Below are 24,962 nucleotides of genomic sequence, written 5' to 3' on the forward strand. Positions count from 1 at the left end.
CCGCTACAGCGGATGTTCCCGTAGGAACTCGATCGCCTTCTTCTTGAAAGTCCGGTCGCCGACCGCCAGCATGTGGTCGCGCCCATCGACGTCGAACGCCTCCGCGTCAGGCATCAGGTCGGCGAGTTCATGCGGCGAACCAGCAATGTCGTCCTTCGTGCCGACCGCCACCAGCGTCGGCTGCGTCACGCGCGCCATCTCGGCCGCGCCCACCAGCTCGCGCGAGGTCTCGATGCAGGCGGCGAGCGCCAGCCGGTCGCTCCTCGTCTGGTCGGCGAAGCCGCGGAACATCTTTCCGCGCGGGTGGGTAATCGTCGCGGCGTCCTCGACCCTCAGCGCGAGCGCGATCGGGTCCCAGTCGCCGACACCCTCGATCATGCCGATGCCGAGCCCTCCCAGGATCAGTGTCGCCACGCGCTCGGGATGCTCCAGCGCCATGAAGGTCGAGACCCGCGCGCCCATCGAATAGCCCATCACATGCGCGCGCCGGATACCGAGATGGTCGAGCAGGGCCGCCGCGTCGCCCGCCATGAGCGATGGCGTATAGTCCGCCGGATCATAGCTCGACGACGACTTGCCATGGCCGCGATGGTCGAACGCGACGACGCGGTAGCCGGCACGTCGCAGGTCGTGCACCCAGCCCGGATTGACCCAGTTTACCGCCACGTTCGAGGCGAAGCCGTGGATGAGCAGGATCGGTTCGCCGCTCCCCTCCTCCGGCTGCTGGTCGATATAGGCGAGGCGAAAACCCTGATGTTCGAAATAATGCATGACCTGACCGTGCCTGCCCGGACTAGTTCGACCCCGCCACGGCGTCGATCACCGGATGGCGGAGCCGGTCGCCGGGCGCGATCCCGTTCTTGGCCGACGTGCCTTCCTTGAGCTCCAGCACGAAGCGCACGGGAACGCCGGGCGAGATCGGCGCGCGCGAATAGGGTTGCCCCGGCAGGATGGCGCGCACGCGCCCGTCCTCGCCGATGAACAGGAGGTCGAGCGGCATCGGCGTGTTCTCCATCCAGAACGACGCCTGCCGCGTCCGTCCCAGGTCGAACAGCATGCCGCGGTCGTCCGGCATCTCGTCGCGGAACATCAAGCCGCGCTCCTGCTCGGAGGGCTCGTCTGCGACCTCGATCGAGAAGAACTTCTGCCCGGACGCCGTGTCGGCGGCGAGCTTGACCATGTGCACCGGCAGCCGCATCGCGCGTGAATCCGCCCCGGCGGGAGAAAGTGCTGCCGCGAACGCGATCAGCGCGAGCGACAACGCGACGAGCGCGGCCCGGACGTGAAGACCCATCATTCCCTGCCTTTCAGTGCGAAGAGGGCAAGGTTCCCTTGTCCGGGTGAATTTCGGCGGCCATAAGGCCCTTGTCGCCGTGGCCGTAGCGCACCAGCACCACCTGGCCCGGCCGCAGCTCCGTCACGCCGAAGCGGCGCAGCGTCTCCATGTGGATGAAGATGTCCTCGGTCCCCTCGCCGCGCGTCAGGAAGCCGAAACCCTTGGTGCGGTTGAACCACTTCACCAGCGCGCGCTCGATGCCGCTCTCGGGAACCACATGCACATGCGTGCGGTCGCCCGGCTGTTCCAGCGGATGCACGGCCGTGGACGTGTCCATCGACAGGATGCGGAAAGCCTGCATGCCGCGGTCGCCGCGCTTGACGAGGCAGACGACGCGCGCACCTTCGAGAGCGGTCTGGAAGCCGTCGCGGCGCAGGCAGGTCACGTGCAGCAGCACGTCCCCCAGGGCGGATTCGTCCGGCAGGATGAAGCCATAGCCCTTGGCGACGTCGAACCACTTGATGGCTCCGGAAACCTCGATGAGGCCCTCGTTCTCGCCCATCCCCGCCGAGCCGCTCCAGCCAGCCTTCTGGCCTTCCGAAGAGGTTTTATCCCCCATCCGAACGCACCCTTCCTTCGAGCCAACGCAACTGATTCTTGCTGCAGGATAACATGTCACTTCTTCCTGTCAGCATGAGCCAGAATAGATTTCGCCACATTTCAACCAAATATTAACCTGTCAGCTTTCGCGAGGCTGGAGCCGGAAAACGGCTTGCCCGAGCGCGATCCCTGCCCCATATCGGCATCGAACGCCCCCACACAGGATCCCTTCCGATGCGCTATCTCCACACCATGATCCGCGTCTCCGACGTTGAGAAATCGCTCGACTTCTTCTGCAACAAGCTCGGCATGGTTGAGGTTCGCCGCCATGAGAACGAGCAGGGCCGCTTCACGCTGATCTTCCTTGCCGCGAACGAGGACAAGCAGGCCGGCATCGACCACAAGGCACCGCTTGTCGAGCTGACCTACAACTGGGATCCGGAGACCTACACCGGCGGCCGCAACTTCGGCCACCTCGCCTACGAGGTCGACGATATCTACGAGACCTGCCAGTCGCTGATGGACAAGGGCGTCACCATCAACCGCCCGCCGCGCGACGGCAACATGGCGTTCATCAGGACGCCGGACGGCATCTCGATCGAGCTGCTCCAGAAGGGCCCTGCGCTTCCGAAAGCCGAGCCTTGGGCGTCGATGCAGAACACGGGAAGCTGGTAGCGCCAGCATCGCGGAAAGCGCGGTTTCTCGGCAGCAGCAGAGCCGCTTTGTGCGAGCGCCGCACTTGCGCCCGCGCGTCGGCGTGATAACAGCACTCACCGATCAGCTGCGGAGGGGTCCATGAAGGATGTGCTCGTCGAACTCGAACGCCGGCGCGAGATCGCCCGACAGGGCGGCGGCAAGGCCCGCATCGAGGCGCAGCACGCCCGCGGCAAGCTGACGGCCCGCGAAAGGCTCGAGATCTTCCTCGATGAAGGCTCCTTCGAGGAGTTCGACATGTTCGTCGAACACCGCTCGACCGATTTCGGCATGGAGAAGACCAAGATCGCCGGCGACGGCGTCGTCACCGGCTGGGGCACGGTCAACGGCCGCACCGTCTTCGTCTTCGCCAAGGATTTCACCGTCTTCGGCGGCTCGCTCTCCGAGGCGCATGCCGAGAAGGTGGTGAAGATCCAGGACATGGCGCTGCGCAACCGTGCCCCGATCATCGGCTTCTACGACGCCGGCGGCGCGCGCATCCAGGAAGGCGTGGCGGCACTCGGCGGCTATGCCGAGATCTTCCAGCGCAACGTGCTCTCCTCCGGCGTCATCCCGCAGATCTCCGTCATCATGGGCCCCTGCGCCGGCGGTGACGTCTATTCGCCGGCGATGACCGACTTCATCTTCATGGTCCGCGATACGTCCTACATGTTCGTCACCGGCCCGGACGTCGTGAAGACCGTCACCAACGAAGTGGTGACCGCCGAACAGCTCGGCGGCGCCTCGATCCACACGACGAAGTCCTCCATCGCCGACGGCGCCTATGACAACGACGTCGAGGCGCTTTTGCAGATGCGCCGGCTGATCGACTACCTGCCGCAGTCAAACACCTCCGAGATCCCGGAGATAGAGTGCTACCAGTCGGTCACCGATTCCGACATGTCGCTCGACCGCCTGGTGCCGGACAACGCCAACAAGCCCTACGACATCAAGGAACTGATCCTGAAGACCGCCGACGAGGGCGAGTTCTTCGAGATCCAGGCGTCCTTCGCCAAAAACATCGTCACCGGTTTCGGCCGCGTCGACGGCCGCACCGTCGGCTTCGTCGCCAACCAGCCGATGGTGCTGGCCGGCGTGCTCGACTCGGACGCCAGCCGCAAGGCCGCGCGTTTCATCCGCTTCTGCGACTGCTTCAACATCCCGATCGTCACCTTCGTCGACGTGCCGGGCTTCCTGCCGGGCACCGCGCAGGAATATGGCGGCCTGATCAAGCACGGCGCCAAGCTGCTCTTCGCCTACGCCGAAGCCACCGTGCCGAAGATCACCATCATCACGCGCAAGGCCTACGGCGGCGCCTATGACGTCATGGCCTCGAAGCACCTGCGCGGCGACATCAACTACGCCTGGCCGTCGGCGCAGATCGCGGTGATGGGCGCCAAGGGTGCGGTCGAGATCATCTACCGCAAGGACATTGGCGACGCCGACAAGATCGCGGCACACACCAAGGCCTACGAGGACCGCTTCCTGTCGCCCTTCGTCGCTGCCGAGCGCGGCTATGTCGACGAGGTGATCATGCCGCACTCGACCCGCCGCCGCATCGCCCGCGGCCTCAAGATGCTGCGCAACAAGGACCTCCAGAACCCCTGGAAGAAGCACGACAACATTCCGCTCTGAGGCTCACGCCACCGGAACGTTCTCCGCAACCTTGTCGCCCATCAGCGCGGCGGCCTTCGCAGCACCCGCGCTGCTCGGATGGATTTCGTCCGTGTTCCAGTCCGCCGCTGCCGTGAAGGCCGGCCGCAGGTTGACGTAGACGACCTCGTAGTCCGGGTGCGCCGCGTTCTGCGCGTTAGCAAACGCCTTCAGCCTGACATTGAACCGGTCGACCATCGCCGCCACGATCTTTCGTGCCAGGCTGCTTGCGGCATCGAAGCCGAGCGCCTCGAACTTCGAGCCGAGATAGCCGCCGCCCGGCCGCGGCCGCGCGTGCGCGTAGCCGTGCACATAGAGCGTCGGCTTCGGATTGCTCACCGAACGCACATGCCCCGCCAGCGTGCCGTAATGGCCGATGACCGTATCGAGCGCGGTCCCGAAGGACGTCTTGATATAGCTCTCCGCATCCGCTGGAACGGTCCCCGCCGCGCCGAAGCGCTTCACATGGGTTCCGACCGACGCGAGGACGTCGTTGCCGCCGCCGGAGAACATGAAATGCCGGTAGAGGCCCGAGCGCAGCGGCACGAGGTAGTTGTTCTTCTTGGTCGTGACCATCTTGCCTATCTCGTCGCCCCACATGGCGAGCTTCGGGATGTCGTAGGTCCTGCGCAGCACGTCGACCATGTCGTCGGGATAGAAGAAGTCGGGCAGCCGGAACCAGGAATCGCCCTCGGCGAGCGCCTTCATCTTCGCCGCCGCGATCGTCGTGCGTGTGCGGCCCGAGCGCGGGACATCCGTTCCGGCCAGCTTTGCCTCGGCATCGAAATAGAGCGCCGTGACGCCGCGCGCGCCGGGCCGCCTGCCCTCCTTGTCGATGCGCTTCGTCAGCTTCAGCGCCGGTGCGAACGGCTTCGACTTCTTCTCGTCGGGCTCGAAGTAGAGCGGGATTTCGTCCCGCGTCAGCGCGCCCGCCTCAATGCGGCGGCGCAGTTCGGACAGAGTGATGCGTTCCCCGCGCGGCGGCATGGCGAGCCCTCCCCTCAGCGATCGGCGCGCCAATCTGCCACGATCGGCGCCCGCACGCTGTGAAATCGCTCACGCCTGCCGCTACGGCGCCTCGAAGCCGACCGCCTTGTGCGTGCCGTCGCAATAGGGCTTCTTCGATGACTGGCCGCAGCGGCAGAACCAGGCCTTCTCCACCCGGTCGACATTGCGGCCCGTGCCGGATTCCACTTCCAGCCTGCCGGCCATCATCAGCGGGCCGTTCATCACCGGCTTCACCGTCACCTTGCCGGTGAGCTCAGGTATCTTGAGCTCGCTCTCGCGTGACATGGGCTCGCCGGTCGCCACGAAGCCGCCGGCGATGTGGGAATTGTCGCAGAACGGCTTGTTGCGCGAGAGGCCGCAACGGCAGAGCGTGGCGCGCAGCATCTCGCCATGCCCTTCGATCTCCATGTCGGCATTGACCGCGAGCGGCCCGTTCTCGCGCAGCACCACAATGTTCGCCCGCGGCGGATGCTCGCCCGGCTCGCCGTCCTTGCGCGTTACGGAAATCGCACCGGATGGGCAGGCATAGGCTATGCGCAATACGTCGTCCGCGGCCGCGTCGTCGGGGTGGATCCAGGGCCCCTCGACATTTGCCCGGAACACGCCGGGCTCTCCCATCACGCAACGCCTGGCGTGTATGCACCGCTTCCCGTCGAAGCGGATCGTGACGTCCCGCCCCTCTACGATCTCGACACTCATGGCTGGCTCCTCTGGCTGGCTCGTGATGAGAAGCGGAAGCTACACGGAGCGCGAATGTCGTCAAAGCACGCGATGGTGATCGGTCCGTTCAACCGCAGTCGCCGTGTGAGCCTCCCCACAGACAGAGCCCCATGCCGGTGATCGCATAGGCGCCTGACCGTCAGGAGGCCACCATGCCCACGATCATTCACAATCAGGTCCAGCAGCCGCAACCCTTCGACCTCGTCGGCGATCCAGTCCGCATCTCCGGCCTCGGCCAGGGGTTCGAGGCCGTGCTCAACTGGCGCATCCATGACGGCCATGACGAGCGCACCGGGTTCTTCACTGTCGGCGGCGGCACCGGCGAACACGGCCAGTTCCAAGTGGCAGCCGCTATCGGGGCCGCCGCCTTCCAGTTGGACCGGCTGTTCGTCGAGGTGTTCGAGGAAAGTGCCGCCGACGGATCGGAGCTGAACAAGGTCATCGTGCCGGTGATCTATGGTCCGCGCATCGTCGCCAACTATGTCGGCTTCCGCCTGCACCGCGTCGTCGCCGGCGACACGCTGTCGAAGATCGCCGCCGCGAACTACGGCGATCCTGGCCTGTTCGGCCTCATCCAGCGGGCGAACCCGCACATCATCACCGATCCGAACCGGATCTTCGTTGGCCAGGAGCTGAAGGTACCGATCGGCGTATGAAGGCGCCTATCGCGCGGCGGCGATCTTCGCGCGACGCTCCTTGGCGTCGTCGATCATCCGGTTGGCGATCTGCATCCTCACGATCGCCCGGTCGCGCAGGTCCTCCGACACCCGGTCGGGATGATTCGCAAAGGCGAATTCGCGCCGGATACGGTCCAGCACCTCGGGCGTCTCCCGCCCGGTCAGCCGCAGCTCCTGCGCGATGTCGAACGGATCGATCGACGGCAGCGCGAGGATTTGCGGCAGGTCCGGCTCGATGCTGAAATTATCCGCGGCCGCAAAGAGATACTCCGCCGCCGCCTCCGGGTCGCTCACGGTCGCCGTGCGGTCGGCCTCGCGGCGGCCGAGGATCTCGAACGGGATCGTCGGGCGCACGGCTGCCTTCGGCGCCTCCGCCCCGTCGGAAGCGAGCACCTCGTCCAGCAGCGACGCAAAATCCCTCGTCGTGAACCCAGCCAACACAGCCTCCTCGCCGATACTCGCGAGCCGTCGAACCGGCGGTCATCCTAGCCGGCCGGCGTTAACAAGATCGGTTGGAATTCCGATGGATTTTCTTCAATGACAGGGAGGCTTCCGTCCCGGAAACGCATGGCAGCCATGAGTTTTGCTGCACTGCAACATAACGGTCATTGGACTATCTTAAGCGCATCGGGAGGAACAACACGGAGCCGAATCGATGGCGTTCTTCACCGAACTGTTTTCGCGACCCCGCCCGCAGGAAACGGCGCGCTATCGCGCCGCGCTCGCGGTCCTCAATGCCATGAGCAACGCCGACAGGGCCGACATCAACATCAAGCCGGCCGACTTCCCGCGCATCGCGCGCGAGATGTCGATGCGCTGACGGACAAGCTTTGCGGCCGCGGGATCAGCCGCGGCCGAAGAAATCCGCCTTGCCCAGCGGCACGCCCCCGTGCCGCAGGATGTCGTAGGCGGTCACGACGTGAAAGTAGAAGTTCCCCATCGCATAGGCGAGCAGATACTGCTGGCCGGTGAAGGACATCTCCAGCTTGCCCGTCTTGATCGTGATCGGACGACCCTCCGAGCCGTCGATCTCCTCCGGCCGGTAGGACTTGAGATGGTCGCGCACCCTGTCGATCCGCGCCCTGAGTTCGGCGAAGCTCGTCTCCACATCTTCGATCCTCAGGATATCTCGTCCGGCCAGCCGAGCCGGCGCGCCCTTGGCATGGTCGGTCGCGATCTGCACCTGCGCCTTCAGCGGAAGCATGTCGGGCGCAAGCCGCGTGGCAAGCAGTTCGGCGGGGTCGATCCCGTTTGCCGCGGCATGCGCCTCGCCCTTGGACAGGACATGCGACAGGTTCTTCAGCACACCCGAAAAGACAGGCACCGACGCCTGGTACATCGAAATGGTCATGGGATCTCCGCCTCTGGCGCCCGCGTCGCAGGCCACCGCAGCGATAGACACCGGCCCTTGCCGGCGCAAGCGCCGCGAGGCCGTCGCAATCGGTGGTATCATGCAGGCACACGGGATGGAGAAGACAGATGCGATTCGTTGCCGCGACCCTCGCCCTTGCCGCCTGCACGCTGAGCGCGGGTATCTCGTTTGCCCAGGAAGAACCCTATCTTGACGACCGCTCCAGCCCACAGGCGCTGGTCAAGTCGCTCTACAACGCCATCAACCGCAAGGAATATGCCCGCGCCTACAGCTATTTCTCGAACCCGCCCGCGCCGACGCTCGACGAATACGCCAGGGGCTACGCCGACACCGAAGGCGTGACGCTGGTGATTGGAACGCCTGGAGTGGAAGGCGCCGCCGGCAGCACCTTCTACTCCCTCCCAGTCGCGATTTCGGCCGCCGGCGCCAACGAGCAGGTGTTCGCCGGCTGCTACACGCTCAGGCTCGCCAACCCGCAGATCCAGGGCGATCCCTACAAGCCGCTGTCGATCGAAAAAGGCGCGCTGTCGCCGGTCTCCGGGCCGATCGAGACCGCGCTGCCCGCCTCTTGCCCGGACGGCCCGCCTCTACCCCTCCAGAACGCGGTTCTCGAGCGCGCAAAAGCGAAATTCGTCGGGTCGCGCCTGGATTCCTGCCAGATCGAGGAAGGCAACGAGCCGCAGGCTTGGGACATTGAGTTCCACTACACCTATGACAGCCAGGACGAGCCCGCGCGCAAGTTCAAGCTGATGCGCTTCTACTGCGCGCGCGGCGCCTACAACGAGGTCCACGTCTACTACCTCGCCGACGACACGGGCGAACTGAACGAATTGCACTTTGCCCAGCCGGAACTCGACATCCGCTACGAGAATGACGATCACGAAGGCAAGGTAGAGAGCGTCAACGTGATCGGTTTCACCTCGGCCGGCAGCCTCGTCAACTCGGAGTTTGATCCGGACACAAAGACCATCTCCTCGTGGGCGAAATGGCGCGGCGTGGGCGACGCCTCTTCCGTCGGCAAGTGGATCTTCCGCAATGGCACGTTCACTCTCGTGCGGTTCGAGGTCGACGCCTCCTACGACGGCGAGGTCGAGCACCAGACGGTCGTCGACTACGACTCTGGCCCCTGACTACTCGCCGAAGCCCGCGCCCGCGGGTTTCGGCGCAGTGCGGATCAGTCGCGAATCCTCCACCGCCGCCTGACGGTGGACAACGGCCTTCTGGTAGTCCGGATCCTTGACCATCTCGACGAAGGCCGCCGCCGACGGATATTCCGCGATGAAGCAGATGTCCCAGCGCTCCTCCTCCGGTCCGATCAGCATCAGCCGGATATCGCCGCTCCAGGCGATACGGCCGCCGACGCGGCGGAAGATCGGCCCGCTCTCGCGCCCATAGGCGGCATAGGCCTCGCGGCCGCTCGCCTCGCGCCCGTCCGGATAGGCGGCGCGCTCGCGCAGCCGCACCAGGTTCAGCATATGCACCGGGCCGTCGTCCGGCAGCCGGCGGAATTCGCCGAACCTTTCGCGCGTCGGGTCTATATGGCCGCTCATCTCTTCTCCTATCGCGCCAGCATCCAGTTGAGCACGTCACGCCAGTCCGTCATGCGGATCGGCGTCCCGTGGGTGCCCGTCTCGAAGCGCACGAGACGGACGGGATAGTTCGCGCCTTTGAGGCGCTTGTACATCGCCTCCTGCGTGTCGACCGGAAACACGGCGTCCTTGCTGCCCTGCCCAAAATACAGCGGTACCTTGCGCTTGTAGGCGGCACTCCTGGCGAAATCGTCGGAGGTGAACGAACCGAGCATCATCAATCCGGCAAGCCTGCCGGCGATCGCCGGATCGTCCGCGAGCCCCCAGCAGATCGCGCCACCCATCGACCCGCAGGCGACGACGATCGGCGCCCCGGGCGAGCGGCCCGCATAATGGTCGAGCAGCGCCGCCATCTCCTTCACCCCCTTCGGGCCGAACTCCGAGAAGTCCGGCGAGAGATAGAGCCCGCCATTCTCCCACATCAGGTTCTTGATGCGGTTGAAATTGCCGCCGAAGGTGAAGTCGTCCACGCCCTGCTTTCGGCTGCCACCCTGCCCATGGACGTAGACGACGATCGCCGACGCTCCCTCCGCATTGCCGACCGCGAAATGGCGGATGTCACCCTGCGCGGTCTTCAGCGACAGGTCCTTCTGCGCACTGCGCACCGACAGGCGCACATATTTCCCCTTCACCCGCCGCTCCGGCACCTCGTCGCGTTCATTGATGTCGCGCAGTTCGCGGTAGTCGACCACCAGCCGGCTCCCGCCGTCCTCCCGTGCAATCAGTCCGGGATAGGCAAACAGCTCGTCCTTGAACGGCTTCAGCGTCAGGGCTGTCGCACCTGGAACAAACGAAAAGACAAGGGTGGCAGTCAGCGCCGCGACGAAAGGAATCCGCATGCGGCGAGCCTAAAGCCTTTCCCCACTGGAAGAAATCGTCTTCGGGCCGGAAAGTGCGGCCAGGCTTTCCCCAGGACAAGTCCGGCCCTCTCTCGACTCGGTCGCACCTTTCTGTTTCGCTCGCGACTCCCAGTGGAGGGAAATGACATGGGTATCGAAAGTCTTCTCGTCTTCATCATCGTGGGTGCGATCGCAGGCTGGCTCGCCGGCCTGATCGTCAAGGGCTACGGCTTCGGCCTGCTCGGCAACATCGTGGTCGGCATCGTCGGCGCGCTGGTCGCCGGCTTCATCCTGCCGCGCCTCGGGCTTGCCATCGGCGGGGGAATCCTTGCCGCCATCATCAACGCCACCATCGGCGCGGTGATCCTCCTCGTCCTGATCCGGCTCATCAAGAGCGCCTGACCTGGATCGATGCGGGAGCCGGCGCAGCCCGCCGGCTCCTGCCCTCGGGTCGCTAGCCCAACGACCCGTCTGTTGTTGCCTCTTGAACATTCCCATCGTGCCATGGAAGATTGCAGTTGTATGGCATGACAGCCGCGACCGCGGTCGCGCGAAGGGCATCGGCAATGACGCACGGGGGAAACACAACAGCGGATGAACTCTCGGCGGAGCGCGCCGTGCGGCTCGATCCCGGCAATTTCGCCGATTTCGCGCGCGGCCTGCCCGCCAAGGCGCGGATGGTGCTGCAGGCCGCCATGTCGCTGCCCTTCGGCTCGCTGGTCGCGCGCCTTCCCGACGGTCGCACGGTCAGCGTCGGCGGCAACGCGCCCGGGCCGGACGCGAAGGTGATCCTGAAGAACTGGCGGCTGCCGTCGCGCGCCTTTTCCGGCGGCACGATCGGCGTGGCCGAATCCTACATGGACGGCGACTGGGAAAGCCCCGACGTCACCACCTTCCTCGAACTCTTCGTGGTCAACCAGGAGGCGGGCGAGAAGGTCGCCGGCGGCGCCAACTGGCTCATCATGACGATCCAGCGCATCCGCCACTGGTTCAACGACAACACCAGGTCCGGCTCCAAGCGCAACATCTCGGCCCATTACGACCTCGGCAACGAGTTCTATTCGAAGTGGCTCGATCCGAGCATGACCTACTCCTCGGCGCTCTACGACACCGGCGCCAATGACCTCGAATCCGCCCAGGCCGCGAAGTTACCGGGCGCTTGCCCGCGACACCGGCATCGGACCCGACGACCATGTGCTGGAGATCGGCTGCGGCTGGGGCGGCTTCGCAGAGTTCGCCGCCCGCGAGATCGGCTGCAAGGTCACTGGCCTGACGATCAGCCGCGAGCAGCTCGACTATGCCCGCGCCCGCATCCAGAAGGCGGGCCTTGCCGACAAGGTCGAGTTCAAGTTCCAGGACTATCGCGAGGAGACCGGTCGCTACGACCGCATCGCCTCGATCGAGATGTTCGAGGCGGTCGGCGAGAAATACTGGCCCGTCTTCTTCGGGAAGGTGAAGGAGTGCCTGAAGCCCGGCGGCACCGCCGGCATGCAGATCATCACCATCAACGAAGACGCCTTCAAGCTCTACCGCAAGCGCCCGGATTTCATCCAGCGCTACGTCTTCCCCGGCGGCATGCTGCCGACGCCGGCGATCTTGAAATCGATGGGCGCGCAGCACGGCCTGTCCTTTTTCCGCGAGCGTGTCTTCCCGCAGGACTACGCCCGGACGCTGGCCGAGTGGCGCGAGCGGTTCTGGCACTCCTGGGACCGCATCGTCCCGCTTGGCTTTGACGACCGCTTCAAGAAGCTTTGGGAGTTCTACCTGCACTATTGCGAAGCAGGCTTCCGCGCCGAATACATCGACGTGCGCCAGGTCGTCTATAAGGCCTGACCCCGTATTTCATCCGGTTCGAACCTGCGCCGACAGACACCGCGCGAGGCGGACGTCGTCACGTGCACAGCATGGATGCGACAGCCTGCGATTGAAGTAAAGTCTCGTTCGATCGCAAGCGGATAAGTTCTCATCCGGCTCCCGTCCTTGCTTTCCCTCAAAAATTTTCAACGATTCTTCAAATTCTGCAGAAAAACCAAATTCTGCCTGCAGATGTGAAGCGATCCACATCCGGAAAGTCCACGGCGTCTTATATTTCTTCTCGACAAAAGGAGATCTGCAAACATTCACTTGCACGTCATCTTTTGTCTTACAAAAATACTTCATCGTGAATTTGGCATACAATCGAAAGAATGGGGCATGTGAAATGATCTGAACAACAGGAGATATTCACATGAGAAAGACCTCACTCCTCATCGGGCTCGCAGCCTCTCTCGTTTCTGCGAATCCCGGACACTCGGCCTCCCTGATCTGGGACACCGGCGTCGACACCTGTACCGCTCTGAACTGCGGCGCCATCCTCATGGGCGGCACAGTGCTCAACGCGGTCAATGCCTCGACCGCGCGCTGGGACATCGCCGTCTACGCAGCCGCCGGCGAATGCCTGCGTCTGGACGAGACGGCCATGTTCGGCGCTGGCGCTGACGACGAAATGGTCGTCGTGGCTCCGAACGGCACCGTCTACCGCAACGACGACTTCGGCTCGCTGCGTCCGCGCGTCGTGGTCAACCCGACCCCGTCGTCGGGCTGGTACTACGTCTCGATCGCCAAGTTCACCGGTGCGGCCGCGCCGGAGCACGACATCCACTTCCGCTATGGTCGCTATGTGAGAAGCACGACGAATCCGAACTGCGCCTCGCCGACGGCGGGACAACTCGGCCAGCAGTCGACCTTCGGCAAGGGTCCAGCCACGACCGAAGTCACGCCTCCCGCGGCACCTTCGGGCGGTTCCCGCTGAACGAGGCCGCTGACGGCCGGAGACGATGGTTTCCTCGTCCTTCTCCGGCCTTCGGGCAGTCGTTCTGAAAGAAGAAAGCCCGGGCGACATGCCCGGGCTTTCCAGTCGCCAATACCGATCGGCTTACAGCGTGATGCGATACTTCCCGAAGCCGCCCTCGCCTTCGCCGGCGTCCTCTATCTTCACGCCCTTCACCTCGGCCAGGAACTGCTTCGCCTTCGGCCCGGTCTCGAACAAAACCGTCGCGCCCTCGACCGGCATGAAGCTCCAGTTGGCGTCGGCCGACGGATTGATGGTGCCCTGCTCGATGATGTAGCGCACGATCACGTCGCGATTGGTGTCCGGCGCCTCGAAGATGATCTTCGACGCGTTGATCTCCGGGAAGTTGCCGCCGCCGCCGGCGCGATAGTTGTTCGTCGCGACGACGAACTTCGCCGCCGGATCGACCGGCTTGCCGTCGAACATCAGGTCGACGATGCGGCTCGAACTCGCGTTCAGCACCGCGCCCTTCGGATCGTATTTCGGTGGCTGCGACAGGTCTATTCTGTAGGTGACGCCGTCGATGACGTCGAAGTTGAAGGCCGGGAAGTCCGGGTTGATCAGCTTCTGGTCCGCCTTGCCCTTCTCGATCTGGTTGAAGATGCCCGCCGACATTTCCAGCCATTCCTTCACCTGCGCCCCGGTGATCTCCACCGCGCGCACCGTGTTCGGATAGAGGTAGAGGTCGGCGACGTTCTTGATCGCGATGTCGCCGGCCGGCACGTCCGTATAGTAGTCCGGCCCGCCGCGCCCGCCCGACTTGAAAGGTGCTGCGGCCGACAGCACCGGCAGGTCCTTCCACTGCGAGGTCTTCAGCAGGTCCTTGATGTACCAGGTCTGCGCCTGGGAGACGATCTGCACCGACGGATCGTCGGCCACCAGCGCGAAATAGGAATACAGCGGCGCCGTGGTCTTGCCGACCGGCCGGCGGACATAGGCGAGCGTCGCCTCGTGGTCCTCCTTCACAGCGTCGACGATCTTCTGCACGTCGCCGACCACCGCCTTGTTCTTGTTGTCCACGCGCTCGAAGATCGGCCGTGCCTCGGAAGTCGCGGAAACGACCCGCCACTTCGACCCGTCGCGCTCGAGCAGCAGGTCGATCAGGCCCATATGCGAGCCCCAGAAGCCGGCCTGCACCGCGGGCTTGCCTTGCAGCGTGCCCTTCTCGGTATCGACGCCTTCGAGGCCCTGGAAATCCTTCTTGCCGGGGAAGACGAGATGCTGGTGGCCGGTGAACACCGCGTCGATGCCCTCGACGCCGGCGACATGGAAGGCCGCGTTCTCCATCATGTCGCCGGTGCCGGTGTCGATGCCGGAATGCGAGAGCGCGATGACGATGTCGGCGCCTTCCTCCTTGATCTGCGGCACCCAGACCTTGGCCGCCTGGACGATGTCGCGCACCGCGACGTTGCCCTCAAGGTTCTTCGAATCCCAGATCATGATCTGCGGCGGCACGAAGCCGATGACGCCGATCTTTATCGGGTGTTCGGCGCCCGACCCGTCCTTGATCGCCTTGTCGAGGATCACGTAGGGCTTGAGATAGAGCTTGTCGTCGCGGGCATTGGCGGCAAGCTCCGTGCCGCGCACCAGGTTGGCGCAGACGAAGGGGAAGTTGGCGCCGGCCAGCACCTTGTCCATGAAGGACAGGCCGTAGTTGAACTCGTGGTTGCCAAGCGTCGACACCGAATAGCCGAGCAGGTTCATGCCCTTCATCACCGGGTGGATGTCGCCGTCCTTCATCCCGCGCTCATAGGCGATGTAGTCGCCCATCGGATTGCCCTGCAGAAGGTCGCCGTTGTCGACCAGCATCGAATTGGTCGCCTCCGCCCTCACCGCATCGATCAGCGAGGCGGTCCGCGCGAGACCCATCGTGTCATTCGGCTTGTCGCCGTAATAGTCGTAGGGCAGCACGTTCACATGGATGTCGGTCGTCTCCATGATGCGCAGATGCGCCTGGTTGGCCTGGGCATTGGCGGAGAACGGGTGGAGCATCACCAGGCCGCCGAAGGCGGCACTGCCGGCCAGGAAGGCGCGGCGCGAAAGCGGAAGCAGCATCTCGGACATTTCTCTCTCCTGTAAACGTCGAGGAAGGCGCGGCGGAAGATCGAGATCCGAGTGTCGCGCCACTGCTTGCCTCTGTCCAGCATCAAGGTGACAGGCCGATGAACATTCGCCGGCAAAAGTTTCCGTCCTGACCGGCAGCATCGCGGCCGTCGGCGCGACGAGAATCGGCTCTTGGCCGGCCAGCCCACAAACCGGACCGTTTGACTAAACTTTAGGCAATTGCATAAAACAACCCATTGTTTTCAAATGAGATTCCACGATCTAAGCGGGTGTGAGTACACGCAAGTTTAATCAACTTCTGCTGAAGTCCCCATAAGGGCATAGGGGGCAGCATGACGCGCATCTTGCGACAGCGCGGCGTTTGGATCCTGATCGCCGCCGGTCTGGCGGCGGGCAGCGCTCCGCCGCACGCGGCGGCCGCCGAATTGTCGATTGAAACCTTGAAACGCGATCTCGACATGAGCTGGACGCTGCTCGCGGCCGGCCTCGTGCTGATGATGCAGGTCGGCTTCCTGCTGCTCGAAGCCGGCATGGTCCGGTCGAAGAATTCGATCAACGTCGCACAGAAGAATCTCCTCGACATGGTGTTTGCCATCGTGGCCTTCGGCGCGGTCGGCTTCATGCTGGCCTTCGCGCCGAGCCGCGGCCTGCCTTTCGGTTTCGACGCCGGCTATCTGATGGTGTCCAACCTCGGTTCCTGGCAGACGGCCTTCTTCGTCTTCCAGGTCATGTTCTGCGGTACCGCGGCGACCATCGTCTCCGGCGCGGTCGCCGAACGGATGCGGCTTTTCGCCTATGTTCTCGGCTCGATCTTCATCGCACTCTTCATCTATCCCGTCTTCGTCCACTGGGCCTGGGGCGCCGCTCTGCAGCCGAGCGAAAGCGCGTTCCTCGGCAATATGGGCTTTATCGATTTCGCCGGCTCGACGGTCGTTCACGGCACTGGCGCCTGGGTCTCGCTCGCTGCCTGCTGGATCATGGGTGCGCGCGAAGGCCGCTACGATGCGAATGGCGATCCGGTCCGCATCGCCGGCCACAATCCGGTGCTGACCACGGCCGGTGCCATGATCCTCTTCGTCGGCTGGATTGGGTTCAACGGCGGCTCGACGGTCGGGGCTAGCCCCGACATCGCGCACATCATCGCCAACACAGTGATCGCCGCGGGCACGGGCGGCACCGCCGGCTACCTCCTCGGCTGGCACCAGGATGGCGTCGTCTATCCCGAGAAAGCGGTCTGCGGCATGCTCGGCGGGCTGGTGGCGATCACCGCCGGCTGCATGGTGCTCGGCCCGGTCGGCGCCTTCCTCGTAGGTATCGTCGGCGGCCTCGTCGCGATCTGGGGCAACGATGTCGTCGAGCGCGATCTCAAGATCGACGACGCCGTCGGCGCGATCGGCGTGCACGGCTTTGCCGGCGTTGCCGGCACGCTCGCCGTCGCACTCCTGGCGCCGGTCGAGAACCTCCCCGCCGGGGGCCGTTTCGCGCAGCTCGAAGTTCAGGCGACCGGCGTCGCCGTCAATTTCATCTGGAGCTTCGGCGTCGCCGTCGTCTTCTTCTGGGCGCTCTCCCGCATCACCCGGCTGCGCGTCACCAGCGAGGAGGAACAGATCGGCCTGAACGAGGCGGAACACGGCACCCGCATGGGGATCGGCCATGTCGAGCAGGCGCTCGAAAAGCTGGTGCACGGCAAGGCCGATCTCACCATGCGCATCCCCTCTGTCCAGGGCGATGAATCCGAAACGTTGACACGCCTGTTCAACGGGCTGATGGACAGCATCCAGCGCGAGGAGCATGCGCGCGCGGAAACCCGGCGCATCGCGCGGGACGCGGTCGAGGCCGAACGCCTGTCTGCACTCGCCAACGCGACCTTCGAAGCGATCGTCATCCTGCAGGACGGCAGGATCGTCGACGGCAACGACAAGCTCGCCGAACTCTTCGGAACCAGCCTCGCGAAACTGAAAGGCCGCCAGCTCCTCGACCTGATCGCGCCCGACTGCGTCGGGGAGGTTCGCGAGGCCATGACGCTGTCGGTCGTCGATCCGTACGAATGCGCGATCGTCGATATGGCGGGAACACGCATCCCCGTCGAGATGCGCGGCCGCGAAGTGACCTATCACGGCGCGAAGTCGCGCGTCGGCTGCATCGTCGACCTGCGCGAGCGCAAGAACGCCGAGGACCATATCAGGCACCTCGCGCTGCACGACACGCTGACCGGCCTGCCGAACCGCGCGCTCTTCAACGAAAAGCTTGCCGCGGTGACCCGTTCCGGCAGAAGCGACCGCGGCAAGACGGCGCTTCTCCTGATCGACCTCGACCGGTTCAAGAACATCAACGACATTCACGGTCACCCCGCCGGCGACCGCGTCATCCAGATTTCGGCGCAGCGCCTTGCCGAATTGTCGCCCGACGGCTGTCTCGCGGCCCGCCTCGGCGGTGACGAGTTCGCGATCCTGTTCCCGGGTCTCGCCTTCGCCGCGCAGGCGGCCGATCTCGCCTTCCGGATCGTCTCGAGCCTCATCCTGCCGATCACGTTGGACGACGGCACCCAGGTCCGCGTCGGCGCCAGTGTCGGCGTGTCCGTCGCCGACAGCCCGAACGAGCTGGAACGGCTGGTCTCACGCACCGACACCGCACTCTACCATGCCAAGCACATGGGCCGGAACACCTATTGCCTCTACGAGCCGGGAATGGACGCGCAACTGGAGAAGCGCCGCGCAATCGAAGGGGACCTCGCCGAAGCCCTCGAACGTGGCCAGTTCGACCTGCATTTCCAGCCGCGCATCTCCGTCGCCACTCGCCGGATCGTCTCCTACGAGGCGTTGGTGCGGTGGCACCATCCTGAAAAAGGCATGATCAGTCCGGCGGACTTCATCCCGATCGCCGAGCAGAACGGCAAGATCATTGCGATCGGCGAGTGGATATTGCGCGAGGCCTGCCGCCGCGCTCGTTCCGAACTCGGTGGCGCTCGGGTAAGCGTGAACGTCAGCCCGGTCCAGTTCCGCCAGCGCAACTTCGTCGAGGCGGTCGGCGCAGCCATCGCGGACACCGGCATCGATCCGACCATGCTGGAGCTGGAAATCACCGAAGGCGTGCTGATCGATGACGACAAGCGCGCGCATCGCCTTCTGAGCGAACTCAAGCGTCTGGGCGTCACCATCGCGCTCGATGATTTCGGCACGGGCTACTCGTCGCTGGGTTATCTAGGCCGCTTTCCCGTCGACACGATCAAGATCGATCGTTCCTTCGTCCGTGACATGGCGAAGTCGGACACCGCCATGACGATCGTCCGCACGATCGCCGGCCTGGGCGATGGGCTGGGCATGACAATCGTCGCGGAAGGCGTCGAGACGATGGACGAGGCGAGGCTGCTCGCCAACTTCGGCTGCAGCGAGTTCCAGGGCTACCTCCTGGGCCGCCCCATGCCGGTGTCCGCGATCCCCGATATCGACCACGCGGCGATCGCGCAGACCGTCGAGCAATGTCTCGCGACGCCCCTCGAAGAGGCTGCCTGACGCCGGGCGCCTAGGCCATCTCCGGCTTCAACCCCAGCGCCACGCGATCGATGATCTCCCTCAGCGCAAAGCTCGAATTGATCTTGGTCACGTGCGGCAGCGCGGTTAGCCATTCCTTGTGGATGCGCTCGTAGTCCGCGAGGTCCTTCGCCGCAATCCGCAGGATGTAGTCGTATTCCCCGGACATCAGGTGGCAGGAGAGGATGTTCGGGCAGCGCTTCACCGCGCTCTCGAAGTCGGACAGCGTCTTCTCGAACTGGCCGGACAGCGAGATGTGCACGATCGCCGTCATCTGGTGGCCGAGCGCTGTGTTGGAGATGCGCGCATGGTAGCCGCGGATGATGCCGGCCTTTTCGAGCGCGTCGAGACGGCGCGAGCAGGCCGATTGCGACAGTCCGGCCCGTTCCGCGAGCGCGGCGTTGGAGATGCGTCCGTCCGTCTGAAGCGTGTCCAAAATGGTGATATCGATCCGGTCTAGCCGCATTGGTCGAAGATCCTTCGCAAGATCGGCACCCCCACGCAAGAATACGCGAATATGGCATCGTCCCACAACTGCATTCGCAAGGACGTTCGACCCGTTTCATGGTTACATTCGTTAACGCATGGGGAACATGGGCCAAAGGCCCGTAAAAAACGGAGAACAGAAGATGCGCGTCGGCTGCCCGAAGGAAATCAAGAATCACGAATATCGCGTCGGCCTCACCCCCGGCGCGGTGCGCGAATATGTGGCCCACGGCCACGACGTCCTGGTCGAGACCGGCGCGGGCGCCGGCATCGGCGCCGACGACAACGCCTACCGCGCCGCGGGCGCCAAGATCGCCAAAACCGCCGCCGAGGTGTTCGAGCGTTCCGACATGATCGTCAAGGTCAAGGAGCCGCAGCCGGGCGAATGGGTGCAGCTCCGCGAGGGCCAGATTCTCTACACCTATCTGCACCTCGCGCCCGATCCGGAGCAGACCGCGGGCCTGATCGCCTCCGGCGTCACCGCCGTCGCCTACGAGACTGTCACCGACGACCGCGGCGGCCTGCCGCTGCTCGCCCCGATGTCGGAAGTCGCCGGCCGCCTCGCCATCCAGGCCGGCGCGACCGCGCTGCAAAAGGCTAATGGCGGCCGCGGCGTGCTGCTCGGCGGCGTCCCGGGCGTCCTGCCGGGCAAGGTCGCCGTCATCGGCGGCGGCGTTGTCGGCCTGCATGCCGCCCGCATGGCCGCCGGCCTCGGCGCCGACGTCACCATCATCGACCGCTCGATCCCGCGCCTGCGCCAGCTCGACGACCTCTTCGCCGGCCGCGTCCACACCCGCTACTCCACCGTCGAGGCGCTCGAGGAAGAGTGCTTCTCGGCCGACGTCGTCGTCGGCGCCGTGCTGATCCCGGGCGCGGCCGCGCCCAAGCTCGTCACCCGCGAGATGCTGTCGGGCATGAAGAAGGGCTCCGTTCTCGTCGACGTCGCGATCGACCAGGGTGGCTGCTTCGAGACCTCGCACGCCACCACCCATGCCGAGCCGACCTACGAGGTCGACGGCGTGATCCACTACTGCGTCGCCAACATGCCGGGCGCCGTGCCTGTCACCTCGGCACACGCGCTCAACAATGCGACGCTGCACTACGGCCTGCAGCTCGCCGACAAGGGCCTGAAGGCGCTCGCCGATGACCACCACCTGCGCAACGGTCTGAACGTCCACCGCGGCAAGATCACCAACCGCGCCGTGGCCGAGGCCCTCGGCTTTGAGATGGTCGAGCCCCGGCAGGTTCTTGCCGCCTGATCAGCCGCGACGCATCCTCCCAGTCGCGCAGCGCCCGCCGGTTTCCGGCGGGCGTTTTCGTTCATGGCAACCGCGGCAATCCGAGGCAGCAACAAAAAAGCCGGGCTCTTGCCCGGCTTCCTCGGCATCGAGATCCGCCGCCGGTTCATCCGCGGTCGTCAGATCGATCGACGTCCATCTTCTAGCTGTCGATTGTAACAGCTGTACGACGCCTAGAACGGCCGCACGACGTCCGTCACCCGGCGCAGCGTGACGCGGCGGTTGCGCCATTCCTCGCGCTGCGTCGGCACCAGCAGGAACTCCTCGCCATAGCCGACCGTCTCCAGCGCACGGCGCGGAATACCGAACTCGCGCACCAGGACACGCTTCAGCGATTCCGCCCGACGCTCGGACAGGACCTGGTTGGATGAGAACGAGCCGACCGCGTCCGTATGGCCCTCGATCAGAAACACCTCGCCCCGGTTGCGACGCAGGATGCGCTCCATGGCAGTCGCGATATTGTCGACCTTGCGGTACTGTGAGCGCGGAATCTCGGCCGAGGCGAACTCGAAATTGATCGACTGGATGTCGATCGACGGCGCGATGCGGCGGATTTCGGGGCGGCGGCGCAGTTCCTGAACCGTGACGCGCTCCTGCGGCGCAAGGCGCTTGCGGGGCGCGGCCTGCAGCTCCTGCTCGATGCGCGCCGCGCTCGGCGTGGTCGCCTGGGCAAACGCCTCTCCGGTCCCGCCGATAACGGCGGAACCCGCCAGCGCGGCGGCGGCGGTCAGAAAATTGCGGCGGTTCAGCATGGTCGTCTCCTTTGCATGTCGATGCGTGCGACCATGGCAGCGCAAGCCTGAAAGGAAGCTGAACGCCGGGTTCAGGAAACGTGCGGAAACCTTTACGGCCGCAGCAGGATTTCCGCCCGTTCCGGCATGGTCAGCGGGAAGACCGTTTCCTTGACCTGTGCCACCGGCCTGAACCCCATCTTCTGATAAAGCGGCAGGGCTGCCGGATGATCGAGCGTGCAGGTCTGCACCACCACGCGCTGCGGCGATCTCGACCAGGCCGCCTCGATCGCCGCGCCCAGGAACCACCGGCCGATGCCCTGGCCGGTCGCATTCTCCATCAGGCCGAAATAGACGAGTTCGATCATATCGTCCCCTTCCGGGGCGAGTTCGAACATGCCGGCGGGGCTCCGTCGAGATGAAGCACGCGCACGTCGCGCTCGGGCTCGGCCAGCTTCTTCTCCAGCACCTCATCGGAAAGCCTCAGCGCATTCACCCAATGCCATTTCCGCCCGACCCGATCGATGAGGTAGCGGTAGAAATGATTCGGCATGCTGCGCGCCTTGAGCAGCGCGATCGGCCGGTTGTAGGGCACCGGGGGATAATGCGCCGGCGGCGCGACCATTTCGAGGAACGTGACCGTTACGTCGATCGGATCGGGCTTCTTCTGCGCAGTCATGCTTCGTCCTTTACCACCGGCGTGTCGGCGCGGCCGCCCCATTCGGTCCACGACCCGTCGTAGAGTTTGACGTCGCGATGCCCGAGCGTCTCCAGCGCCAGCGCCACCACAGCCGCGGTGACGCCCGATCCGCAGGAGGTGACGACCGGCTCGTTCAGGTCCACCCCGGCGGCGGCAAACGCCTGCTTCAGATCTTCCGCCGGCAGCAGCTTGCCGTCCTTCGACAGCGCCAGCGCCGGCACGTTGTGCGCCCCCGGCATATGCCCGCCTCGGACGCCGGGCCGCGGTTCCGGGTCCTTGCCGGTGAAGCGGCCCGGCGGCCGCGCGTCGGCGATCTGTCGCCCGCCCTTCTCGACGATCTCGCGCATCTCCGCCAGCGAGGCGACCCGTCTTGGATTGAACCGGACGTCGAACAGGCACGAGGCGATCTTGGTCGGCTGGTCGGTGACGAAGCGGCCTTCCTTCTTCCAGCCGTCGATGCCGCCTTCGAGCACATAGACCTTCTCCGCGCCCATCGTGCGGAACATCCACCAGGCGCGCGGCGCGGAGAAGAAGCCGGGCCCGTCATAGACCACGATGGTGTCGTCGCGCGAAATCCCCATCGATGCCGCGAAGGTCGCGAACACCTTCGGCGAAGGCATGGTGTGCGGCAGGTCCGAACCCGGCTCGACGACAAGGTCATGGTCGAAGAAGACCGCGCGCGGGATATGGCCGGCATCATATTCGGCCCGCGCATCGCGCCCTTGCGCCGGCAGGTACCACGATGCGTCGATCACGGACATGCCCGGATCGTTGAGATGCTCGGCCAGCCAGGCCGACGAAACGGTGAAGCCGGTAGGTGCAGCGCTCTTGCTCATGGGCCGGTCATACACCACCGCGAGGCCGCCTGCCTATCCGGCTGTTGATCGCCACCACGCGTCACTTGCGGAGGCCCTACCCCGCCGCCGACGGCCCGAACCGCAGCCGGTAGCGCCGGTTCTCGCGGCCCTTCTTCTCGATCTTGCCGATGTGGATCTCGCCGATCTCACCGGTGCGGGCGACATGAGTGCCGCCGCAGGGCTGGCTGTCCACCGACGCATTGTCGCCGATGCAGACGAGCCTTATGCGCCCGGTGCCGCTCGGCGGGCGCACGTTTTTCGATTTCACCAGCCCCGGATTGGCCGCGAGTTCCTCGTCGGTGATCCAGCGCGTGAAGACCGGATGGTCGGCCCGCACCAGGTCCATCAACCGCTCGGTGACAAGTTCCTTGGTGTAGCTCGTATCCGGAATGTCGAGGTCGATGCGGCTGTCGTCTTCGGCCACCGACGCGCCGGTGATCGGGAACGGACAGATCACCGAGACGAGGTGGCAGGCCGTGTGCATGCGCATCAGGTTGAAGCGGCGCGGCCAGTCGATCGCCAGTTTCACGCGCGAACCGACGAGCGGAACCGCCGCCCCCTCGGCCGGAACGTGGATGATCTCGTCCTTCGTCTCGCCCGTTACCGTGGCCGCGATCGGAACGACCGTCCCGTCCGAAAGCGTCATTGTGCCCATATCGCCCGGCTGGCCGCCGGAGGTGGCGTAGAAGATGGTCCGGTCGAGGATCAGGCCGCCGCTCTCGTTGACGGCGAGCACCTCGGCCTCCGCCTCCCGCAGATAGGAATCCTCGCGGAAGAGCGCCTCTATGCGCAGCACCATCAGTCCACCTTTTCGTAGGGCACGTCGATCTCCGGCGTCCGGTCCATCCATTGCGGGATGGGCAGGTTCTTGGTGCGCAGGAAGGCGGGGTTGAACAGCTTCGACTGGTAGCGCGTGCCGTAGTCGCAGAGGATCGTCACGATCGTGTGGCCGGGGCCGAGATCCTTCGCCAGCCGGATCGCGCCGGCGATGTTGATGCCGGTCGATCCGCCGAGGCAGAGCCCTTCCTCCTGCACCAGGTCGAAGATGATCGGCAGCGCTTCCTCGTCCGGCACCTGGTAGGCGAAATCGGGCGTGAAGCCTTCCAGGTTGGCCGTGATACGCCCCTGGCCGATGCCCTCGGTGATCGAACTCCCCTCCGACTTCAGCACGCCGTCGGTGTAAAAGCTGAAGAGGGCCGCGCCCAGCGGGTCCGCGATCGCGATCTTCACATCCTTGCTCTTGCCCTTCAGTCCCGCCGCTACGCCCGCCAGAGTTCCGCCGGTGCCGACGGCCGAGACGAAGCCGTGCACCTTGCCGCCGGTCTGGTCCCAGATCTCCTGCGCCGTCGTCACGATGTGGCCGTCGCGGTTGGCGACATTGTCGAACTGATTGGCCCAGATCGCGCCCGCGGGCTCGCTTTTCGCAAGTTGCTCCGCCAGCCGGCCCGACACCTTCACATAGTTGTTCGGGTTCTTGTACGGCACCGCCGGAACCTCGATCAGTTCGGCGCCGAGCAGGCGCAGCGCGTCCTTCTTCTCCTGGCTCTGCGTGTCGGGGATCACGATCACGGTGCGATAGCCCAGCGCCTTGGCGACGACGGTCAGCCCGATGCCGGTGTTGCCCGCCGTGCCCTCGACGATCACGCCGCCGGGCCTCAGCAGGCCGCGCTTCTCGGCGTCGCGGATGATGAATAGGCCGGCGCGGTCCTTCACCGACTGGCCGGGATTCATGAACTCGGCCTTGCCCAGGATCTCGCAGCCGGTTTCCTCGGATGCCCGCCTGAGGCGGATCAGCGGCGTGTTTCCGATGGCGTCGATGACGGAAGTGAACATGATCGATCCTTGCCTGCTCGCCCGCTTCGGGGCTGGAGGGTGAGCAGCCCGGTTTAGAAACCAAGCCGCTTCCCCGCAAGGGAGCATTTTTCTCCGAAGCCGCCAATCGACGGCAAAATGCACCGTCGGAGGCGGTCATCCGGGAACGAACATTCAGGCTTCTATGGGCAAAGGCCACGCGAAGCTCTCGCCCGGCACGTCTCCTT

24 protein-coding genes and 2 pseudogenes are annotated in these 24,962 nt (G+C 65.0%); 10 read left to right on the top strand and 16 right to left on the bottom strand.

Going from position 1 to position 24,962, the window contains the following annotated elements; translation table 11 throughout:
- Positions 1-3: 3 nt before the first annotated feature.
- The 3 genes from LRS09_RS26215 to LRS09_RS26225 are packed head-to-tail and all read right to left on the bottom strand — an operon-like array spanning position 4 to position 1,895.
- Positions 4-771: an alpha/beta fold hydrolase gene (locus tag LRS09_RS26215; protein WP_257809984.1), complete on the bottom strand. Its 768-nt coding sequence runs from the start codon at positions 769-771 to the stop codon at positions 4-6.
- A gap of 22 nt (positions 772-793) precedes the next feature.
- Positions 794-1,294 carry a DUF192 domain-containing protein gene (locus tag LRS09_RS26220; RefSeq protein WP_257809985.1) on the bottom strand — a complete coding sequence of 167 codons (501 nt, stop codon included), beginning with the start codon at positions 1,292-1,294 and terminating at the stop codon, positions 794-796.
- Between the two features lie 13 nt (positions 1,295-1,307).
- Entirely contained in the window at positions 1,308-1,895 is a 588-nt protein-coding gene (locus tag LRS09_RS26225; RefSeq protein WP_257809986.1) for a cold-shock protein, read from the bottom strand.
- Positions 1,896-2,110: 215 nt separating this feature from the next.
- On the opposite strand from LRS09_RS26225, the gene LRS09_RS26230 reads away from it, so the two are divergent.
- Both LRS09_RS26230 and LRS09_RS26235 read left to right on the top strand, forming a co-directional pair.
- Entirely contained in the window at positions 2,111-2,551 is a 441-nt protein-coding gene (locus tag LRS09_RS26230; protein WP_257809987.1) for a VOC family protein, read from the top strand.
- Positions 2,552-2,671: 120 nt separating this feature from the next.
- Positions 2,672-4,204, top strand: a complete 1,533-nt coding sequence (locus tag LRS09_RS26235; RefSeq protein ID WP_257809988.1) for an acyl-CoA carboxylase subunit beta — start codon at positions 2,672-2,674, stop codon at positions 4,202-4,204.
- Between the two features lie 3 nt (positions 4,205-4,207).
- On the opposite strand, the gene LRS09_RS26240 is transcribed toward LRS09_RS26235, so the two are convergent.
- Both LRS09_RS26240 and LRS09_RS26245 read right to left on the bottom strand, forming a co-directional pair.
- Positions 4,208-5,209, bottom strand: a complete 1,002-nt coding sequence (locus LRS09_RS26240) for an SGNH/GDSL hydrolase family protein (RefSeq protein ID WP_257809990.1) — start codon at positions 5,207-5,209, stop codon at positions 4,208-4,210.
- A gap of 81 nt (positions 5,210-5,290) precedes the next feature.
- Positions 5,291-5,929, bottom strand: a complete 639-nt coding sequence (locus LRS09_RS26245; protein WP_257809991.1) for a CDGSH iron-sulfur domain-containing protein — start codon at positions 5,927-5,929, stop codon at positions 5,291-5,293.
- Positions 5,930-6,102: 173 nt separating this feature from the next.
- On the opposite strand from LRS09_RS26245, the gene LRS09_RS26250 reads away from it, so the two are divergent.
- The gene (locus LRS09_RS26250) at positions 6,103-6,606 is read left to right on the top strand and encodes a Gmad2 immunoglobulin-like domain-containing protein (protein ID WP_257809992.1); all 504 of its coding nucleotides are present in this window, start codon (positions 6,103-6,105) and stop codon (positions 6,604-6,606) included.
- Between the two features lie 6 nt (positions 6,607-6,612).
- Here LRS09_RS26250 and LRS09_RS26255 read toward each other — a convergent pair whose 3' ends face one another.
- On the bottom strand, positions 6,613-7,065 hold the full coding sequence (locus tag LRS09_RS26255; RefSeq protein WP_257809993.1) for a hypothetical protein: 453 nt from the start codon (positions 7,063-7,065) through the stop codon (positions 6,613-6,615).
- 217 nt (positions 7,066-7,282) lie between these two features.
- On the opposite strand from LRS09_RS26255, the gene LRS09_RS26260 reads away from it, so the two are divergent.
- Complete coding sequence (locus LRS09_RS26260) at positions 7,283-7,447, top strand: hypothetical protein (protein ID WP_257809994.1); 165 nt, start codon at positions 7,283-7,285, stop codon at positions 7,445-7,447.
- 24 nt (positions 7,448-7,471) lie between these two features.
- On the opposite strand, the gene LRS09_RS26265 is transcribed toward LRS09_RS26260, so the two are convergent.
- Entirely contained in the window at positions 7,472-7,978 is a 507-nt protein-coding gene (locus LRS09_RS26265) for a DUF1993 family protein (RefSeq protein WP_257809995.1), read from the bottom strand.
- A 128-nt stretch (positions 7,979-8,106) separates the two neighbouring features.
- On the opposite strand from LRS09_RS26265, the gene LRS09_RS26270 reads away from it, so the two are divergent.
- Entirely contained in the window at positions 8,107-9,129 is a 1,023-nt protein-coding gene (locus LRS09_RS26270) for a DUF1176 domain-containing protein (RefSeq protein ID WP_257809996.1), read from the top strand.
- Here the strand turns inward: LRS09_RS26270 and LRS09_RS26275 are convergent, their stop codons facing one another.
- Positions 9,130-9,549, bottom strand: a complete 420-nt coding sequence (locus LRS09_RS26275; protein WP_257809997.1) for a DUF1330 domain-containing protein — start codon at positions 9,547-9,549, stop codon at positions 9,130-9,132.
- An 8-nt stretch (positions 9,550-9,557) separates the two neighbouring features.
- On the bottom strand, positions 9,558-10,427 hold the full coding sequence (locus LRS09_RS26280) for a S9 family peptidase (protein WP_257809998.1): 870 nt from the start codon (positions 10,425-10,427) through the stop codon (positions 9,558-9,560).
- Between the two features lie 147 nt (positions 10,428-10,574).
- On the opposite strand from LRS09_RS26280, the gene LRS09_RS26285 reads away from it, so the two are divergent.
- The 3 genes and pseudogenes from LRS09_RS26285 (at position 10,575) to LRS09_RS26295 (ending at position 13,218) form a co-directional block, all read left to right on the top strand.
- A complete protein-coding gene (locus LRS09_RS26285) occupies positions 10,575-10,829 on the top strand; it encodes a GlsB/YeaQ/YmgE family stress response membrane protein (protein WP_257809999.1) in 255 nt (84 codons plus the stop codon).
- Between the two features lie 164 nt (positions 10,830-10,993).
- Positions 10,994-12,260 (top strand): annotated as a pseudogene (locus LRS09_RS26290) (class I SAM-dependent methyltransferase).
- A gap of 394 nt (positions 12,261-12,654) precedes the next feature.
- Positions 12,655-13,218, top strand: coding sequence for a hypothetical protein (locus LRS09_RS26295; protein ID WP_257810001.1), 564 nt, complete (start codon positions 12,655-12,657; stop codon positions 13,216-13,218).
- Positions 13,219-13,341: 123 nt separating this feature from the next.
- On the opposite strand, the gene LRS09_RS26300 is transcribed toward LRS09_RS26295, so the two are convergent.
- On the bottom strand, positions 13,342-15,321 hold the full coding sequence (locus LRS09_RS26300; RefSeq protein ID WP_257810002.1) for a bifunctional 2',3'-cyclic-nucleotide 2'-phosphodiesterase/3'-nucleotidase: 1,980 nt from the start codon (positions 15,319-15,321) through the stop codon (positions 13,342-13,344).
- Between the two features lie 332 nt (positions 15,322-15,653).
- Here LRS09_RS26300 and amt point away from each other — a divergent pair, with 332 nt between their 5' ends.
- Complete coding sequence (gene amt / locus LRS09_RS26305) at positions 15,654-18,833, top strand: ammonium transporter (protein ID WP_257810003.1); 3,180 nt, start codon at positions 15,654-15,656, stop codon at positions 18,831-18,833.
- Between the two features lie 10 nt (positions 18,834-18,843).
- Here amt and LRS09_RS26310 read toward each other — a convergent pair whose 3' ends face one another.
- Positions 18,844-19,317, bottom strand: coding sequence for an Lrp/AsnC family transcriptional regulator (locus LRS09_RS26310; RefSeq protein ID WP_257810004.1), 474 nt, complete (start codon positions 19,315-19,317; stop codon positions 18,844-18,846).
- A 163-nt stretch (positions 19,318-19,480) separates the two neighbouring features.
- Here LRS09_RS26310 and ald point away from each other — a divergent pair, with 163 nt between their 5' ends.
- The gene (ald, locus tag LRS09_RS26315) at positions 19,481-20,596 is read left to right on the top strand and encodes an alanine dehydrogenase (RefSeq protein ID WP_257810005.1); all 1,116 of its coding nucleotides are present in this window, start codon (positions 19,481-19,483) and stop codon (positions 20,594-20,596) included.
- Positions 20,597-20,808: 212 nt separating this feature from the next.
- Here the strand turns inward: ald and LRS09_RS26320 are convergent, their stop codons facing one another.
- The 5 genes and pseudogenes from LRS09_RS26320 to LRS09_RS26340 form a co-directional block, all read right to left on the bottom strand.
- On the bottom strand, positions 20,809-21,387 hold the full coding sequence (locus LRS09_RS26320; protein ID WP_257810006.1) for an OmpA family protein: 579 nt from the start codon (positions 21,385-21,387) through the stop codon (positions 20,809-20,811).
- A 92-nt stretch (positions 21,388-21,479) separates the two neighbouring features.
- A pseudogene (locus tag LRS09_RS26325) lies at positions 21,480-22,045 on the bottom strand (GNAT family N-acetyltransferase).
- Positions 22,042-22,902 (bottom strand): 3-mercaptopyruvate sulfurtransferase, encoded by an 861-nt coding sequence (gene sseA / locus LRS09_RS26330; protein ID WP_257810007.1) that lies wholly within the window; start codon positions 22,900-22,902, stop codon positions 22,042-22,044. The pseudogene LRS09_RS26325 and the gene sseA overlap by 4 nt, the downstream one beginning before the upstream one ends.
- A 76-nt stretch (positions 22,903-22,978) precedes the next feature.
- Complete coding sequence (locus LRS09_RS26335) at positions 22,979-23,722, bottom strand: alanyl-tRNA editing protein (protein WP_257810008.1); 744 nt, start codon at positions 23,720-23,722, stop codon at positions 22,979-22,981.
- Positions 23,722-24,756: a cysteine synthase A gene (locus tag LRS09_RS26340; RefSeq protein WP_257810009.1), complete on the bottom strand. Its 1,035-nt coding sequence runs from the start codon at positions 24,754-24,756 to the stop codon at positions 23,722-23,724. The genes LRS09_RS26335 and LRS09_RS26340 overlap by 1 nt, the downstream gene beginning before the upstream one ends.
- Between the last annotated feature and the right edge of the window lie 206 nt (positions 24,757-24,962).

The sequence above is a fragment of the Mesorhizobium sp. J428 genome, from assembly GCF_024699925.1.
Taxonomy (GTDB): Bacteria; Pseudomonadota; Alphaproteobacteria; order Rhizobiales; family Rhizobiaceae; genus Mesorhizobium_A.

Coding starts and splice junctions, on each gene's coding strand:
- LRS09_RS26250 (WP_257809992.1), top strand. CDS start 6,103: ATGCCCACGATCATTCACAATCAGGTCCAGCAGCCGCAACCCTTCGAC.
- LRS09_RS26235 (WP_257809988.1), top strand. CDS start 2,672: ATGAAGGATGTGCTCGTCGAACTCGAACGCCGGCGCGAGATCGCCCGA.
- sseA (WP_257810007.1), bottom strand. CDS start 22,902: ATGAGCAAGAGCGCTGCACCTACCGGCTTCACCGTTTCGTCGGCCTGG.
- LRS09_RS26285 (WP_257809999.1), top strand. CDS start 10,575: ATGGGTATCGAAAGTCTTCTCGTCTTCATCATCGTGGGTGCGATCGCA.
- LRS09_RS26295 (WP_257810001.1), top strand. CDS start 12,655: ATGAGAAAGACCTCACTCCTCATCGGGCTCGCAGCCTCTCTCGTTTCT.
- LRS09_RS26335 (WP_257810008.1), bottom strand. CDS start 23,722: ATGGTGCTGCGCATAGAGGCGCTCTTCCGCGAGGATTCCTATCTGCGG.
- LRS09_RS26225 (WP_257809986.1), bottom strand. CDS start 1,895: ATGGGGGATAAAACCTCTTCGGAAGGCCAGAAGGCTGGCTGGAGCGGC.
- LRS09_RS26245 (WP_257809991.1), bottom strand. CDS start 5,929: ATGAGTGTCGAGATCGTAGAGGGGCGGGACGTCACGATCCGCTTCGAC.
- LRS09_RS26340 (WP_257810009.1), bottom strand. CDS start 24,756: ATGTTCACTTCCGTCATCGACGCCATCGGAAACACGCCGCTGATCCGC.
- ald (WP_257810005.1), top strand. CDS start 19,481: ATGCGCGTCGGCTGCCCGAAGGAAATCAAGAATCACGAATATCGCGTC.
- amt (WP_257810003.1), top strand. CDS start 15,654: ATGACGCGCATCTTGCGACAGCGCGGCGTTTGGATCCTGATCGCCGCC.
- LRS09_RS26310 (WP_257810004.1), bottom strand. CDS start 19,317: ATGCGGCTAGACCGGATCGATATCACCATTTTGGACACGCTTCAGACG.
- LRS09_RS26300 (WP_257810002.1), bottom strand. CDS start 15,321: ATGTCCGAGATGCTGCTTCCGCTTTCGCGCCGCGCCTTCCTGGCCGGC.
- LRS09_RS26275 (WP_257809997.1), bottom strand. CDS start 9,549: ATGAGCGGCCATATAGACCCGACGCGCGAAAGGTTCGGCGAATTCCGC.
- LRS09_RS26265 (WP_257809995.1), bottom strand. CDS start 7,978: ATGACCATTTCGATGTACCAGGCGTCGGTGCCTGTCTTTTCGGGTGTG.
- LRS09_RS26260 (WP_257809994.1), top strand. CDS start 7,283: ATGGCGTTCTTCACCGAACTGTTTTCGCGACCCCGCCCGCAGGAAACG.
- LRS09_RS26270 (WP_257809996.1), top strand. CDS start 8,107: ATGCGATTCGTTGCCGCGACCCTCGCCCTTGCCGCCTGCACGCTGAGC.
- LRS09_RS26280 (WP_257809998.1), bottom strand. CDS start 10,427: ATGCGGATTCCTTTCGTCGCGGCGCTGACTGCCACCCTTGTCTTTTCG.
- LRS09_RS26215 (WP_257809984.1), bottom strand. CDS start 771: ATGCATTATTTCGAACATCAGGGTTTTCGCCTCGCCTATATCGACCAG.
- LRS09_RS26230 (WP_257809987.1), top strand. CDS start 2,111: ATGCGCTATCTCCACACCATGATCCGCGTCTCCGACGTTGAGAAATCG.
- LRS09_RS26320 (WP_257810006.1), bottom strand. CDS start 21,387: ATGCTGAACCGCCGCAATTTTCTGACCGCCGCCGCCGCGCTGGCGGGT.
- LRS09_RS26240 (WP_257809990.1), bottom strand. CDS start 5,209: ATGCCGCCGCGCGGGGAACGCATCACTCTGTCCGAACTGCGCCGCCGC.
- LRS09_RS26220 (WP_257809985.1), bottom strand. CDS start 1,294: ATGGGTCTTCACGTCCGGGCCGCGCTCGTCGCGTTGTCGCTCGCGCTG.